General features: G+C 66.2%; 15 protein-coding genes. 6 read left to right on the forward strand and 9 right to left on the reverse strand.

Annotation, left to right across the window (positions count from 1 at the left end):
* The 6 genes from hisF to hisD form a co-directional block, all read right to left on the reverse strand.
* A complete protein-coding gene (gene hisF, locus ACOGXC_RS06230; RefSeq protein WP_419919831.1) occupies positions 1-867 on the reverse strand; it encodes an imidazole glycerol phosphate synthase subunit HisF in 867 nt (288 codons plus the stop codon).
* Positions 864-1,589 carry a 1-(5-phosphoribosyl)-5-[(5-phosphoribosylamino)methylideneamino]imidazole-4-carboxamide isomerase gene (hisA, locus tag ACOGXC_RS06235; RefSeq protein WP_419919832.1) on the reverse strand — a complete coding sequence of 242 codons (726 nt, stop codon included), beginning with the start codon at positions 1,587-1,589 and terminating at the stop codon, positions 864-866. The genes hisF and hisA overlap by 4 nt, the downstream gene beginning before the upstream one ends.
* Before the next feature lie 42 nt (positions 1,590-1,631).
* Entirely contained in the window at positions 1,632-2,246 is a 615-nt protein-coding gene (hisH, locus tag ACOGXC_RS06240; protein WP_419919833.1) for an imidazole glycerol phosphate synthase subunit HisH, read from the reverse strand.
* Between the two features lie 47 nt (positions 2,247-2,293).
* Positions 2,294-2,893: an imidazoleglycerol-phosphate dehydratase HisB gene (hisB, locus tag ACOGXC_RS06245; RefSeq protein ID WP_419919834.1), complete on the reverse strand. Its 600-nt coding sequence runs from the start codon at positions 2,891-2,893 to the stop codon at positions 2,294-2,296.
* A 92-nt stretch (positions 2,894-2,985) separates the two neighbouring features.
* Positions 2,986-4,065 carry an aminotransferase class I/II-fold pyridoxal phosphate-dependent enzyme gene (locus tag ACOGXC_RS06250; protein WP_419919835.1) on the reverse strand — a complete coding sequence of 360 codons (1,080 nt, stop codon included), beginning with the start codon at positions 4,063-4,065 and terminating at the stop codon, positions 2,986-2,988.
* A 130-nt stretch (positions 4,066-4,195) separates the two neighbouring features.
* On the reverse strand, positions 4,196-5,503 hold the full coding sequence (gene hisD / locus ACOGXC_RS06255; RefSeq protein ID WP_419919836.1) for a histidinol dehydrogenase: 1,308 nt from the start codon (positions 5,501-5,503) through the stop codon (positions 4,196-4,198).
* Between the two features lie 142 nt (positions 5,504-5,645).
* On the opposite strand from hisD, the gene ACOGXC_RS06260 reads away from it, so the two are divergent.
* Positions 5,646-5,834: a hypothetical protein gene (locus ACOGXC_RS06260; protein WP_419919837.1), complete on the forward strand. Its 189-nt coding sequence runs from the start codon at positions 5,646-5,648 to the stop codon at positions 5,832-5,834.
* 78 nt (positions 5,835-5,912) lie between these two features.
* On the forward strand, positions 5,913-6,878 hold the full coding sequence (locus tag ACOGXC_RS06265; protein ID WP_419919838.1) for an LLM class flavin-dependent oxidoreductase: 966 nt from the start codon (positions 5,913-5,915) through the stop codon (positions 6,876-6,878).
* A gap of 93 nt (positions 6,879-6,971) precedes the next feature.
* On the opposite strand, the gene ACOGXC_RS06270 is transcribed toward ACOGXC_RS06265, so the two are convergent.
* Positions 6,972-8,000 (reverse strand): alcohol dehydrogenase catalytic domain-containing protein, encoded by a 1,029-nt coding sequence (locus ACOGXC_RS06270; protein ID WP_419919839.1) that lies wholly within the window; start codon positions 7,998-8,000, stop codon positions 6,972-6,974.
* 142 nt (positions 8,001-8,142) lie between these two features.
* On the reverse strand, positions 8,143-8,784 hold the full coding sequence (gene nth / locus ACOGXC_RS06275) for an endonuclease III (RefSeq protein WP_419919840.1): 642 nt from the start codon (positions 8,782-8,784) through the stop codon (positions 8,143-8,145).
* A gap of 193 nt (positions 8,785-8,977) precedes the next feature.
* Between nth and mshD the strand changes: the two genes are divergently transcribed.
* Complete coding sequence (mshD, locus tag ACOGXC_RS06280; RefSeq protein ID WP_419919841.1) at positions 8,978-9,676, forward strand: mycothiol synthase; 699 nt, start codon at positions 8,978-8,980, stop codon at positions 9,674-9,676.
* A gap of 67 nt (positions 9,677-9,743) precedes the next feature.
* A complete protein-coding gene (locus ACOGXC_RS06285) occupies positions 9,744-10,505 on the forward strand; it encodes a ubiquinone/menaquinone biosynthesis methyltransferase (protein WP_419919842.1) in 762 nt (253 codons plus the stop codon).
* On the opposite strand, the gene ACOGXC_RS06290 is transcribed toward ACOGXC_RS06285, so the two are convergent.
* Positions 10,470-11,297 (reverse strand): 1,4-dihydroxy-2-naphthoate polyprenyltransferase, encoded by an 828-nt coding sequence (locus tag ACOGXC_RS06290; protein WP_419919843.1) that lies wholly within the window; start codon positions 11,295-11,297, stop codon positions 10,470-10,472. The two genes, ACOGXC_RS06285 and ACOGXC_RS06290, sit on opposite strands and share 36 nt — an antisense overlap.
* Positions 11,298-11,619: 322 nt before the next feature.
* On the opposite strand from ACOGXC_RS06290, the gene ACOGXC_RS06295 reads away from it, so the two are divergent.
* On the forward strand, positions 11,620-13,779 hold the full coding sequence (locus ACOGXC_RS06295) for a thioredoxin domain-containing protein (RefSeq protein WP_419919844.1): 2,160 nt from the start codon (positions 11,620-11,622) through the stop codon (positions 13,777-13,779).
* Between the two features lie 39 nt (positions 13,780-13,818).
* Positions 13,819-15,237 carry a hypothetical protein gene (locus ACOGXC_RS06300; protein WP_419919845.1) on the forward strand — a complete coding sequence of 473 codons (1,419 nt, stop codon included), beginning with the start codon at positions 13,819-13,821 and terminating at the stop codon, positions 15,235-15,237.
* Positions 15,238-15,300 lie beyond the last annotated feature (63 nt).

Genomic DNA, 15,300 nt, shown 5'->3' on the forward strand with positions numbered 1-15,300 from the left:
TCAGGCACCGGCGGGGCGTAGAGGGATTCCGGCGGCGGCCATGAAAGCCTTGGCCTCGGCCACGGTGTGTTCGCCGAAGTGGAATATGGAGGCAGCCAGCACGGCATCGGCCCCGCCCCGCTGCACGCCCTCGACCAGGTGATCGAGGGTGCCCACTCCCCCGCTGGCGATCACCGGTACGTTGACCACTTCCACCACGGCCCGAGTCAACCCCAAGTCAAAACCATCGCGGGTGCCGTCACGATCCATGGATGTGAGCAGGATCTCCCCCGCACCCAGGGCGGTCACCCGGATGGCGTACTCGATGGCATCGATCCCGGTGGGTGTACGGCCTCCGTGGGTGAATACCTCGAACGGGAAGGCCCCGCCCCCGCTACGACGGGCATCGATGGACACAACCGCACACTGGCTACCAAACTCGCCGGCGATCTCGGCCACCAACTCGGGACGCTTCACCGCCGCAGTGTTCACCGACACCTTGTCGGCCCCGGCCCGCAGCAGGCGGCGGGCATCGTCCACCGTGCGGATACCCCCACCGATGGTGAACGGAATGAACACCTCCTCCGCGGTCCGGTGAACCAGCTCGACGGTGGTATCCCGCCGGTCGGAGGACGCGGTGATGTCCAGGAACACCACCTCGTCGGCCCCCTGCTGGTCGTAGCGGCGGGCCAGCTCCACCGGGTCACCGGCATCGGCCAGATCAACAAAATTGACCCCCTTGACCACCCGCCCCGCATCCACATCCAAGCAGGGAATCACCCGGGCGTTGCCGGCCGCCGGCACTGGGGTGCTTCCCCGGGCGTTGCCGGCCGCCGGTACTGGGGCGCTCCCCTGGGCGTTGCCGGCCGCCGGCATCGGCGCGCTCACCGGTCCAACGTCTTCAGGGCCTCTGGCACCGTGAATCGGCCCTCGTACAGCGCCCGCCCCACGATCACCCCGGCCAATTTCCGCCCGGCTTCACCGATGGTTGCCAACTCGATGAGATCCGCCAGCCCTGCCACCCCGCCGGAGGCGATCACCGCCAACCCCGTGGCGGCCAGCACCGCGGCCAGGCCATCGGTGTCGGGTCCGCTCATGGTTCCGTCCCGACCGATCTCGGTCACCACCACCGCCTCGGCACCCGATGACTCGAAGCCGACCGCCAGCTCCAGAAGGTCCCCGCCACCACCCCGCTCCCAGCCGTGAGTGGACACATCCCGGCCCCGGGCATCCAGCCCCACCGCCACCGGCTGGCGGGCAGCCACCTGCTCCACCAGTGCGGGGGTCTCCACCGCCGCGGTACCGATCACCACCCGAGCCGCCCCGGTGTCGGCCAGAGCCAGGGCCGCGTCCAGGCTTCGAACCCCTCCACCAGCCTGCACCGGCACATTCACCGCGGCGGCTATGGCAGCGATCATCGGCCGATTGACCGGCTCGCCGGTGCGGGCCGCGTCCAGATCCACCACATGCAACCACGAAGCTCCGGCATCGACGAATTGGCGGGCCTGATCCACCGGGTCGTCGCCGTAGATCGTCTCGGCATCGTAAGAACCCTGGTAGAGCCGCACGCATCGGCCACCCCGCAAGTCGATGGCCGGGTAGAGTCGCATGTCACCTTCCCCCGCAGCCCGGGCAATCCGACTCCATGAGCATCATCGGTGGCGGGCCTGGTTCACGAAGTTCTCCAGCAGTTGGAGTCCGGGGCGGGCCGACTTCTCGGGGTGGAACTGAGTGGCCCACACGTTTTTGTCGGCCACCGCGGCGACCACCGGGCCGCCGTACTCACAGGTGGCGGCCACGTTGCCGGCCAGCGGCGCGGCGTAGGAGTGGACGAAGTAAACCCAAGCCTCCTCCAAGCCCGCCAGCATGGGGCCGGGGGTCTTCACCTCCAGGCGGTTCCACTGCATCTGAGGATGCTTCACACCGTCGGGCAGTTTGCGAACAGTACCGGGGAGAACGCCCAGACCCGTGATGCCCGGTGCCTCCTCTGAGCCCTCGTAGAGAAGCTGCAAGCCGATGCAGATACCCAAAAATGGCCGGCCATCGGTGGCTGCCGACCGAGCCAGGAGGTCGAGCCCGGTGTTTTGCAGCGCGGTCATGCACGGCCCGAATGCTCCGACCCCGGGCAGCACGACGGCGGAAGCCTCGGCAATCAGGCCGGGATCGGAGGTGAGCCGGGCATCGGCCCCCATGCGCTCAAGACCCTTCTGGGCCGACCTGAGGTTGCCAATGCCATAATCCAAAACGGCGATCAGCGGCCTGCTCATTGCTTTGCCTGCCTCACCGGAGTTTGCTGCTCACCGGTTGGCCTCGTTCACAGGATGCCCTTGGTGGAGGGGATGGCGGTGCCCTCCACCCGGACAGCATCTCGCAGCGCCCGAGCCACCGCCTTGAAGCCGGCCTCGATTATGTGATGGGTGTTGCGGCCCCGAACCAATGTGATGTGCAGGGTCAGGGCGGCTGAGGTGGCGAAAGCCCGCCAGAACTCCTCACAGAGCTGGGGGTCGAACGGCGGGTCGCCCAAGATCTTCTGCCCCGGAGGATTCACGTCGTAGTGCAGGAACGGTCGACCCGAGAGATCCACCGCCACCGCCACCAGGGCCTCATCCATCGGGACCGATACCGACGCGAAGCGGCGCACCCCGGCCTTGTCACCCACCGCCTCGGCAAAGCACGAGCCCAGCAGGATACCCACATCCTCCACCGTGTGATGGGCATCGATCTCCAGATCTCCCCGGGCTTTCACCCGCAGGTCGAAACCGCCATGGCGGCCGAGCTGGCTCAGCATGTGGTCGAAGAACGGGAGCCCGGTTTCCGCCGCGCCGCGGCCCTCGCCGTCCACATCGATGGCGATGTCGATGCTGGTCTCAGCCGTGCTCCGGGACGCAGTGGCAGTTCGGGCCCGAGCCGTCATATCAACACCTCGCTCATGGCGGACAGAGTCATCGCCACACCTCGCTCATGGCGGACAGAGTCATATCAACACCTCGCTCTTTGGGGATAGGGTCATGCCAATACCTCGCTCATGGCGGATAGGAACGCATCGTTTTCGGTTGGAGTGCCCACCGTAACTCGCAGGCATCCGGCCAGCCGGGGCCAGGAGGAGCAGTTCCTCACCAGCACCGATCGTTCCACGAGTTTCTCCCAGACCTCCAGGCCGTCGCCCGAGTGGGGGCGGAACAGGATGAAGTTGGCCCCCGACTCCCACTGGTGAACCGGGAGCGCATCAAGCATGGTTGCCATCCGCTTCCGCTCGGACACCAGCATGCTCACCCGGTCTTCCATGTCGCTCTGGTAGGCCAGCGCCAGGCGGCCGGCGATCTGCTTGAAGGCATCCAGGTGATAGGGCAGGGTGGCTTTCTCCAGTTCGGCCACCACCCAGGACGGGGCAATGAGGTAACCGAGTCGGGCCGCGGCCATCGACCACGTCTTGGAGTAGGTACGGGCCACCGCCAGAGGGCGATCCTCGGCAACAAGCCTCACCGCAGTGTGGTTATCGAACTGGCCGTAGGCCTCGTCCATCAGCAGCAGGCCGGGCAAGGAGGCCACACCGGCCAGCAGGCTCTCAACCAGGTCCGGGGGCTCCACCATGCCCGTGGGATTGTTGGGCGAGCACAGGAAGGTAACCGCGGGACGATGCTCCATTATCATTTGCCGGGCGTATTCGGCATCTAGCGCAAAACCCTCGTCCCGCTCGCCGGCCACGGCCCCGGTGGAGGTCAGGCGAGCAATGTGGGAATGGAGCGCATAAGTGGGTTCGAACGTCAGCGCTACCCGACCCGGCCCCCCGAAAGCCAGAAGAAGGCACTGGAGCACCTCGTTGGAGCCGTTGGCTGCGAACACCTGCTCGGGCCTCACCTTCTCGTGAGCGGCCACCGCGGCCCGTAGCTCCCGGGCCTCCCGGTCGGGATAGCGGTGCCAGTCGATGCCCGACATGGCATCCCGCAGGGCCTCCGCCCAGCCAGCGGGTGGGGGAACCGGTGACTCGTTGGTATTGAGCCGCACGGCCACGTCGAGTTGCGGGGAGTGGTAACCCGACATCATCGCCAGGTTGTCGCGTACCGCGGGACGGTTGCTGCTAGGCATCATCGGCCTCTTTCGGGGCGCGTACCGCGGGACGATTTTTGCTGTTTATCATCGTGTTGCTGGTCATCGTCGGCCTCTTTCGGGGCGCGTACCGCGGGACGATTTTTGCTGTTTATCATCGTGTTGCTGGTCATCGTCGGCCTCTTTCGGGGCGCGTACCCCCAACCCCTCTCAGGTGAATGGATCGGGCGTGGGCCTCCAATCCCTCGGCAGTGGCCAGGGTGGCCACGTGGGGGCCGACCGCAGCCAGGCCCTCGGGGGTCACGGTGATCTCGTGCATGGGCTTGACGAAATCCCGCACCCCCAGGGCACCGGCGAAGCGAGCGGTCCCCCCGGTGGGCAGCACGTGGGATGGGCCGGCCAAGTAGTCCCCGATGGATGCCGGGCTCAGCGAGCCGCAAAAGATGGCTCCGGCATGGTGAACCCGGCCGGTGATGGCCTCGGGGTCCCCGGTCATGATCTGGAGGTGCTCGGGGGCAATCAGGTTCACCACCTCGGCGGCCGCCTCCGGACCGTCGACCAGCACGGTGTTCCCGCTGCGGCTGAAGGTGGCCAAGATGTCATCCCGGCGGGCTGCGGTGGTCAGCAGCTCGGCCACCGCGGCCTCTATCGCACCCGCCGCTTCGATATCCCAGGTTACGAGCCAAGCCAGCCCGTCGGGACCGTGCTCGGCCTGCACGATCAGATCAATGGCGGCGTAGCTCGCCGGGGTGGTGCCGTCGGCCACCACCACCACCTCCGACGGCCCCGAGAATGCGGCCGGCACCCCGACCTCTCCGGCCACCAGTTGTTTGGCAACGGCCACGTAAACGTTGCCCGGCCCCACGATCACATCCACCGCGGCCACCGACTCGGTTCCATAGGCCAGGGCCGCAATCGCCTGAGCCCCACCCACCGCATACACCTCGTCCACCCCGGCCACGGCAGCAGCGGCCAGGGTGACATCGGCCACCCGACCGCCGGGACCGGGGGGCACGCACAACACCACCCGACCCACCCCGGCGGCCCGAGCGGGCAACGCGGTCATCAACACGGTGGAGGGGTAGGCGGCCCGACCTCCGGGCACGTAGCAGCCGGCCCGCCCCACCGGTTGGTCCCAGCTCCGGATGCTGATGCCCTGGTGGCAATGGGTCCGCTCCGGTGAGAGCCGGCCCTGGTGGAACTCGGCAATGGAGTCCGCGGCTGCTTGCAACGCCGATTTCAGATCGGAATCGATCCGGTCCGAGGCTGCGGCCAGCTCCTGAGGGGGAACCCGCCAGCTTGGAGGCACCGCAGCATCGAATTGTTGGGTGAATCGGGCGAGCGCAGCGTCGCCCCCGGCTCGCACCGCGTCGATGATCTTGCGGACCGCAGCCACTGAATCCGCAGAAATGGGCTCGGGACGGGGCAGCCGGCTGGCTATGTCGTCCACCCCCCGCAGGTCCACTCGATCAAGCACAACCCCCGAATCTACCGGCCCACCGGTTCCCGTGACGAAGGGTTTGGGTTCACCAATTGGGGTTAGAGTGAACGCCCCGTCGCGGGAGGGTAAACGTCCCTCGGGGGTTTGGAGGCACCAATTGGGGTTAGAGTGAACGCCTATGGCATCGGATGCTGCTGAGCTCAGCTCGCTGGCCGGCGTAACCCGGGACCTAATCGAACGAGTGGCCGAGATTGCCCGGCGGCACGAGGGCACCGACCGCGAGGATGTGGCGTTCGAACTCTACGAGGTGGAGCGAGGCCTGCGGGGAGCAACCCGCCGCCTCGACCGCCTCACCAGAAGCCTGTGAACTTGCAAACCTATCCATAACCCGAAGCCTGTGAACCTGCAAACCTATCCATAACCAGAAAGCTGACAGGAGAAGAACATGTTCAATCTGCGTTTTGATCTGAGAACCCCTCCGTTCACCGATGTCACCCACGGCGACCAGTACCGCACCATGCTGGAGATGGTGAAGTGGGCCGACAGCCGGGGGTTCGCCGGGGCCATCACCAGCGAGCATCACGGCACCGAGGATGGCTTCATGTCGGCCCCGCTGGCCATATCCGCCGCCATCTTGGGATCCACCGACAACCTTTTGTGCACGCTATCGGCCCTGCTGGTGCCCTATCACGACCCGCTCCGACTGGCCGAGGATATCGCCACCATAGACCTGATGGCACCGGGCCGTTTCATCGTCATCGCCGGACTGGGCTACCGCGAGTTCGAGTTCGAGATGTTCGGCAAGGACCGAACCCGCCGGGGCCGTGACACCGAGGAGGCGATCCGGGTTATGCAAAAAGCCTGGACCGGCGAGCCGTTCGAATACCAGGGCCGGACCGCGTGGGTGACACCCAAACCGGTTACCCAGCCCCACCCCATGGTAATGGTAGGGGGATCGGTCCCGGCTTCGGCTCGGCGCGCCGCCCGGCTGAAGCTTCCCTACATGCCCCCCATCGGCGACCAGGAACTGGTGGACCTCTACTACCAGGAAGCGGCCGAGGTGGGTTTCGAGGGGGCTTTCGCCATGGCTCCCGACGGCCCGGGGCTGGTGCTGGTGACCGAGGATCCCGAGGCTCTGTGGGCCGAGATAGGGCCCAACCTGCTGTACGATGCCCAGGCCTACGCCAGTTGGCAGTACCCCGACCAGCGTTCCGGCTGGCATGTCGAAGCCAACGATGTGGCCGATCTCAAGGACTCCGGCCAGTACGCGGTGGTCACTCCCGAGGGCTGTGTGGATCTGGTGCGCACCAAGGGAGCCGCCACCCTGCATCCCCTATGCGGTGGCATCGACCCCGCCATTGGCTGGCAGTGCCTGGAACTGGTGGTGGACAAGGTCATGCCCGCCCTGTGATCGGGAGATGGAACTGAACCTGAAGCCCCCACGGGGTGCTTAGCTGGTCACCCAAATCCGGGTCCTGCTCAGCAGCCCGGTTATTGTTGATTGCTAACCGGCCAGGTCGTCGATGATTGCTCGGCCTACGTATTTCCCCGCCTCCAGCTCGTTGAAGATCGTGTCCAGCTCGGACAGGGCACCGGTGCGCCCCACATGGGTGGCAACCTGGCCGGCGGATGCCATATCCACCAACTCGCGCATGTCCTGAACGGTTCCGACGGCCGAATAGATGAGGGTGGGGTCCCGGGCGAAGAACTCGAACGGGTTGAGCTCAAGATTGCCCTCACTGGTGGGAGGCAGACCGACGGCCACGAACAGGCCCTTGGGACGCAGCAACCTTAGGCCCAGGTTGAATCCGGCCATGCGGGCCGAGAACACCAGGCTGGCATCCACCCCACCGACCTCCTGAGGCACCACCGTGAGGGCATCATCGGCGCTGACCGCGATGTCCGCGCCCAGCGACTCCACGAACGCCAGCCGGTCGGCTCCGATGTCTATGCCCACCACTTTGTAACCCAGTGCCCCGGCGATTTGGACCGCATAATGCCCCAACCCACCGGCTGCTCCAACGATGGCCACCCAGCGGCCCGGGGGAACCTGGTGGCGGAACAGCTTCTTCACCGCCCCGTAGGCGGTGAGCCCGCCGCAGGCCAGCGCAGCCTCGTGGTCACCCACCGTGTCGGGCAGTACCACCAGCGACTTGGCCCACACGCAGAACTGCTCGGCAAAGGTACCCATGATTCCCCGGGTCTGGGGACAGTGCCGGGGCTCCCCGCGCAGGCAGTACTCGCAGGCCCCGCACCAGTAGCCACCACCGGTTCCCCCCAAACCCAGGATTACCCGATCCCCCACCCGGCTGTAACGCTCAGCCCCCGGTCCCAGTGCCGCGACCACCCCGATGGCTTCATGGCCCAGTACCTCGATGCCGGAAACGCCCAGCCAGTCGCCCCGGGCCAGGTGGAGATCGGAGTGGCACACCCCCGAGGAGCTGATGCGGATAAGCGCCTCCTCGTAACCCGGTTCCGGGGTGGGGACATCCAGGATGCCCAGTTGCCCGTCAACAATTCGTGCTGCTTTCATGGCTTGAGTGGGGCCGCGTCCAACGTCCCTACCTCCAGTTGCCCGTCAACAATTCGTGCTGCTTTCATGGCCGGCCTTATCCCCTCCTACTGGAATGCGAGCGCAGTGGGACTCCAGTGGACAGAACCCTAGTACCTTGCCATTACCGGCCCGCGGAAGGGCAGAAATCAGCCAGGATGCATTCGTGGCAGCGGGGGCGGCGGGCGATGCACACCCGGCGACCGTGGAGAATGAGCCGAAGGGAGAACTCCCCCCGCTCGGCCGCCGGCACCATCGGGTTCAGCTCCATCTCGATTTTTACCGGATCCTTGTGCTCGGTGATCCCCAGCAGGCGGGTTATTCGGGACACATGGGTATCCACCGGCAGGCCGGGCCGGCCCAGGGCCACGCTGCGAACCACGTTGGCGGTCTTGCGACCCACACCGGGCAGGCTGACCAGATCGGCCAGCTTGCCGGGCACCTCACCACCGAAGTGATCCACCAGGTCCTGAGCCATGCCCACAATGTTGCGGGCCTTGGTGGCATAGAAGCCCGTGGACCGGACCAGCTCCTCCACATGCGCCAAAGGAGCTTCGGCTAGATCTTGCGGGGTGGGATAGGCCGCGAACAGTTGGGGGGTGACCATGTTCACTCGCTTGTCGGTGCACTGGGCCGACAGGATGGTGGCCACCAGGAGTTGGAACGGGTTGGCGTGGTCCAACTCGCACACCGCCTCGGGGTATTCCTCGGCCAAAAGCTCGTGTGTTCGCCGGGCCCGGCCCTTGGGAGTACGGGGTTTTGCCATTGCCGGGATGGTAGCGCCCGGTTCCCCATGTTCGGCGCTACCGTGGTTCGGATGACGCTAACGGTTGACCGCCCGGAACCGACACTGCTCGACCAATGCATCCCAGGGATCATGGGGCTCGGATGACGCTAACGGTTGACCGCCCGGAACCGACACTGCTCGACCAATGCATCCCAGGGATCATGGGGCTCGGATGACGCTAACGGTTGACCGCCCGGAGCGGGGAGAGTTCGCGTGGTCGATCACAGTCGGGGCCGATCGGCCCCGGAACAGCAACACCGCCAATGAGATCAGGGCGCTGCTCGACCAGGTTGACCAGGGGGAACCGGTACAGCTCTGGATCGAAAGTATCGAATCCGGTGACGATCCATTCGCCGGGGTCCTGGGCTTTCAGCCCTACCGGGATCTGTGGCGCATGCAGCGGTCGCTGCCGGCTGGTCGCTCCACCCTCACCACCCGATCCTTCGTACCCGGCAAGGACGATGAGGCTTTCCTCGAGGTCAACAATCGGGCGTTCCACTGGCACCCGGAACAGGGCGGATTGACCCTCGCCGATCTGAACCGTCTGATGGCCGAAAGCTGGTTCGACGCCGAGGGGTTCCGGCTCTACGAGAACCGCGACCGCCTGGCCGGCTTCTGCTGGACCAAGGTCCATCCCGACGAGACCCCACCGGGGGGTGAGATTTACGCCATCGCGGTGGACCCCGACTTCCATGGCCAGGGGCTGGGCAAACCCATGACCCTGGCCGGGCTGGACCATCTGCACGACCAGGGTCTAACCGTGGGCTTCTTATACGTGGAATCCGACAACCAGCCCGCGGTGGCTACCTACCGCGCCCTGGGTTTCGCCCACCACTCCACCAACCGGGCCTACCGGTTGGAGCGCCGATGACCACCGACCCCTCCGAACGCTCCAGTGTCAAGTCGGTTGGAAAGCAGGTCTACCGGTTGGAGTGCCGATGACCACCGACCCAGCTCTGCCCCGGGGCCAGGACAAGGTAGCCACGGTGCGTTCCATGTTCGACACCATCGCCCCCCGCTACGACCTGCTCAACCGGCTGTTGACCTTCGGCATGGACCGGCGGTGGCGGCGGCGATCGGTCCGGGAGTTGAACCTGCCCGCCGGATCCCGGGTGTTGGATCTGGCTTGCGGCACCGGTGATCTGTGCCGCGACCTGAAGGCGGCCGGGCACAACCCGCTGGGCTTCGACCTGTCGCCGGGAATGTTGCAAGCGGCCCGAACCCGAGCGCCACTGGTGCTGGCCGACATCCTGCACTTGCCGGTTCCGGCCCAAAGCGCCGACGGGGCAACCTGCGGGTTTGCCCTAAGGAACGTGGCGGACCTCGACAAGTTGTTCGCCGAGCTGGCCCGGGTCGTCCGCCCCGGGGGTCGGGTCTCGCTGCTTGAGGTGGCCCAGCCGACCAACCCGGTGCTGCGAGCCGGGCATCGGTTCTACTTCGGCAAGGTGATGCCCAGGATCGGGGGCTTGCTGTCCGACCGTGCCGCCTATGAGTACCTGCCCCGATCGGTTGCCTACCTTCCCCCCACCCCAGAGATGCTGGCCCTTCTAGCCAGTCACGGATTTGACTCGATCCGGCGGATGCCGCTCTCCGGCGGTATCGCCCAACTCATAACCGCCACCCGGATACCCTCCAACCCGGTGGATCCTCAATCGGTTCTGCCGCTAGATGGCCAGGCCGGCGGTGAGCAGAGCCCCTAGCGCGAGGTGCAGGCGGGCGGTCTGGTTGCGCAGGGGGATGGGCGATGCCGAGGATAGGGCGATTCGCAGGCTGGGGATGGCCAGCGGGAGCACCGCCAGGCACATCAGCGTCCAGGGGTGGGCTACGGTCAGTGCGGTAGCGGCGGCAATGGCGGCCAGCACGAGGACGGTATAGAGCAAGGCCGCCCGGCGGTGACCCAGGCGAACCGCCAGGGTTACCTTGCCTGATGCCCGGTCCTGGGGGATGTCGCGCAAGTTGTTGGCCATCAAAAGCGCGCAAGCCATCAGCCCCACCGATGCTCCCGCGACGATGGCCACCCCGGTCAGCGTCTCGACCAATTCCTCGGTCTGCACGTAAGCCGTGCCCGCGGTGGCCACCAGCCCGAAGAACACAAAGACCGACAACTCTCCAAAGCCGGTGTAACCGTAGGGTCGCCGGCCCCCGGTGTAGTACCAGGCCGCCGCTACGCAGGCCACCCCCACCGCCACCAGCCACGGACTCACAGCGATGCTCAGCGCCAGGCCGGCCCCGGCAGCCACAGCGAACCATCCGAACGCGGCTCGCCGAACCCGGGCGGGCTCCATCAGGTCGCCCCCCACCAGCCGGGCCGGACCCAGCCGGTTGGCATCGGTACCCCTGATCCCGTCCGAGTAGTCGTTGGCGTAGTTCACCCCTATCTGGAGGGCGACAGCCACGACCAGAGCAACAATGGCCCTCTCCACCACCGTGTCGGGAACGGCCACGGCGGTGCCCACCGCCACCGGAACGAACGCCGCGGGAAGCGTTCGCAACCGAGCCCCCTGCACCCAGAGCCCCAACGATCCGGTCCGGCCGGCCCGAGGACGTGCCAACTGGAGGAAGACCCGGTTTCCCTCTATCCACAGCCTCACCTGGCCAGTCTTGCCAATCCTGTCTCATGGCCGGCAATCGGTAGAGTCGGGCTGTTGGCATTCCCAACCCCATTACCGCCAATCCTGACTCGTGGCCGGCAATCGGTAGAGTCTTGCCAATCCTGTCTCATGGCCGGCAATCGGTAGAGTCGGGCTGTTGGCATCCCCAACCCCATTACCGCCAATCCTGCCTCGTGGCCGACAATCGGTAGAGTCGTGGAGCATGAACCGATTGGGCGAGGAGACCAGCCCCTATCTACGCCAGCACGCCGACAACCCGGTGGACTGGTACCCGTGGGGTGAGGAGGCTTTCGCCGCCGCCCGAGCCGCGGACAAGCCCATCTTGCTGTCGGTGGGATACTCGGCCTGCCACTGGTGCCACGTCATGGCCCATGAATCGTTCGAGGACCCAGCCACCGCTGCGGTGATGAATGACTTGTTCATCAACATCAAGGTGGACCGGGAGGAACGCCCCGACGTGGATGCCATTTACATGGAAGCGGTCCAGTCGCTCACCGGTCGGGGCGGGTGGCCCATGACCGTATTCATGACCCCCGACGGGCACCCGTTCCATGGTGGCACCTACTATCCGAAGATCGGTCGGGGCCAGATGCCGGCGTTCACCGAGATCATGCACCGCATCCATGATGTGTGGATCAATCGCCGCCCGGAGGTGAACCACCAGGCCGATCAGATCACCCGGTCGCTGAATCGCACCGCTCTGATCCAACCCGATCCCGCCGGCCCAGCCACCGAGGAGGCTACTGACGGGTTGAACCGGGCCACCGGGGATGATGCCAACGGGTTGAACCGGGCCACCGAGGAGGCTACTGACGGGTTGAACCGGGCCACCGGGGATGATGCCAACGGGTTGAACCGGGCCACCGAGGAGGCTACTGACGGGTTGAACCGGGCCACCGGGGATGATGCCAACGGGTTGAACCGGGCCACCGCCGTGCTGCGCCGGCAGTACGACGCGGCCTGGGGGGGCTTCGGAGGTGCGCCCAAGTTCCCCCACACCATGTGCCTCGAAGTGCTGATGCGCTCCTACCTCCACAGCGGCGACGGTGACGTGCTCAACATGGTGATCAACTCGCTGGACGCCATGGCCTCGGGAGGTATCTACGACCATCTGGGAGGAGGGTTCAGCCGTTACTCGGTGGATTCCCAGTGGATCGTACCCCACTTCGAGAAGATGCTGTACGACAACGCCCTACTCACCCGCCTGTACCTGCACGCGTGGCAGGTGACCGGCCGGAGTCGCTTCCGGCAGGTGCTGGAGGAAACCATCGGTTTCGTGCTGCGGGATCTGCGGCATGACAGCGGGGGGTTCTACTCAGCCCTCGATGCCGACTCCGAGGGCGAGGAGGGCCGGTTCTACGTATGGACCCCCGACCAGATCACCGCGGTTCTGGGCAACGCCGGGGCCGAGTTCATGGCGTGGTACGGGGTGACCGAGGCCGGCAACTTCGAGGGCCACAACATCTTGTGGCGACCGGTTCGGGGTGATCTGGTACGCCCGGCCGGCGTGGAACTATCCCGGGAGAAGTTGCTGTCAGCCCGGAATCTACGCATCCCGCCCGGCCTGGACGACAAGGTGCTGCTGGAGTGGAACGGCCTGATGCTGGCTGCGCTGGCCGAGGCCGCCGCGGCCACCGGGAACCAGCAATGGTTGGAAGCCGCGATCAAGAACGGCGGGTTCCTGCTCGACCGACTCCGCCGATCCGACGGCCGCTGGTTGCGTTCCTGGCAGGCCGGTGACGGAAACCAGCCGGCCCGGGCTCGTCACCTGGCCTATGCCGCCGACTACGCCGCAGTGGTCGATGCCTTCACCCGCCTGGGTGAGACCTCTGGCCAGGCCCGGTGGATCAATGAGGCCGTCGCCGCGGCCGACGGGCTGCTGGAGCTGTTCTGGGACCACGAGCGGGGCGGGGTGTTCACCACCGGCACCGACGCTGAGAAACTGATCTTCCGGCCCAAGGAGATCACCGATAACGCCCTCCCCTCGGCCAACAGTGCGGCCGCGGTTGCCCTGCTGCGGCTGGGCACCCTTACCGGGCGGTCCCACTACCTCGACCGGGCCCGGGACATCCTGACCCTTCTGGGCGGGGTGGCAGCCGACCACCCCAGCGGCTTCGGCCATCTGCTGGAGGCGGCCGACATGAACGCCACCGGCCTCACCGAGGTGGTGATCGGCGGTGACCGCCCCGACCTGCTCGACGCGGTGCGCAACGCTTACCGACCCAACACGGTGCTGGCCTGGGGCGAGCCCTACGACTCGCCCCTGTGGAACAACCGTACCCAGGGACTGGCCTACGTCTGCCGCGACTACACCTGCGAGGCTCCGGTATCCGAACCAGAAGATTTGCTGGCCCGACTCTGAGGTGACTCCAGAACCCGCAATCATGTTCAAGTTTGGCCAGTGAGCGTCACGAGCTGGGACCGGGTGGCGCTGGCAACGGTGCTGGTGGTAGTGGCGGTGCTGGTGGGGCTTCATGTCCGTGACCATCCGACCCTTTCCCATATCGACGAGCTCCAACACATGGACTACACCCTCAAGTCGCCCTTCCACATACCTCGCCACGGCGACTCGATAGGGCGGGAGGCCATGGAGGAGGCCGCCTGCCGGGGCATCGACTACCCCCTGCGGCTGGCCATCGACGACCTCAACGGTTGGCTGCACCGTACCGGTGAGAAGGGAGTGGCTCAGCTCCGCCCCGGCAGCGTTGCCCGAGTTCGGCTGCCGAACTGCCGGTCGCTTTTGATGTCCCCCGACCAGTTCCCGAACTCGGGTCTCAACACCGCATCCACCCACCCTCCGGTGTACTACACCACCACGGCGCTGGGGGCCGCGGTCCTGGATGCGGTACCCGGAGTGGATAGCAGGGTAACGGGGGCCCGATTGGTAGGCATCCTGTGGCTTGGGGCCGCCGCGGTGGTGCTGTGGTATCTGCTGGCCGGCCTGGGAACCACGATCTGGATCAAGGCCCTGCTGATCGGTCTTCTGACGGCATCGCCCACCGTGCTGCACGAGTCGTCCATCATCAATCCCGATGTCACCGCCCTGCTGGGCGGGGCCCTGGTGCTGGCCGCTGCCCTGGACTGGGAGAAGGGCCGGGCTCCGGGGTGGCTGCTGCCGCTGGCCGCGCTGGTGGCGGTGTGGCTCAAGTTCACGAACTCGGTGGCGGTGGGCGCGGCCGTGCTGTACCTCGGCATCCGAGTCTGGCAACAGCGAGGCCGCATCCATGGTGGAGAATCTCGCTCGGGCCGCATCCATGGTGTGCGGATCGGGAGCCTGGTGGTGGTGGGGGGAACCGCCATCGCCCTGGTTTTGGCCTCCATAATCAGTTGGTCGGCATTACAGGATGCCCGGGGCCACATCCCCGCCGAGCAACTACCGACCATTGCCGTCCACAAGGTGAACAGCTTCCAGTGGGACCGGCTGGGCCAGGAGCTGTTCTCGGCGGTCACCCCTTTGCGGGATGCGTTCGTGCCCGACAGTTTGCCTCGTAACCTGCTGGATCCGCTGGGGGATCTCATCAATCTTCTGCTCATCGCCGGCCTGGGAGCGGTGGCGGCATTCGCACCCTCGGGATCGAAACACCGAGCGCTCACCGGGGCGGCCGTGGTCGCCATGGTTGCCACCGGCGTTATAACCATGGTCTCCAGCTACCTGTCGTTCGAGATCTACTTCGACACCAACCCCCGGTACGGGTTGTCGTTGTTACCCTTCGCGGTGGCCGCCGTTGTGCCTGTTCTCAGCAACCGGTCGATCCGCTGGGCCACCACCGCTGTGGTACTGGCCACCGCCGGAGCCGCCCTCGCCGGTGTCGCCACCTAGCCACGCCGGCAATAAAATTAAACCTGGACACCGTTGGGCATAGGCTATGATGGCCCAAGGAGG

Origin of the sequence: Candidatus Poriferisocius sp. (assembly GCF_965202595.1) — a bacterium.
In the GTDB taxonomy this organism is placed as follows: domain Bacteria; phylum Actinomycetota; class Acidimicrobiia; order Acidimicrobiales; family Bin134; genus Poriferisocius.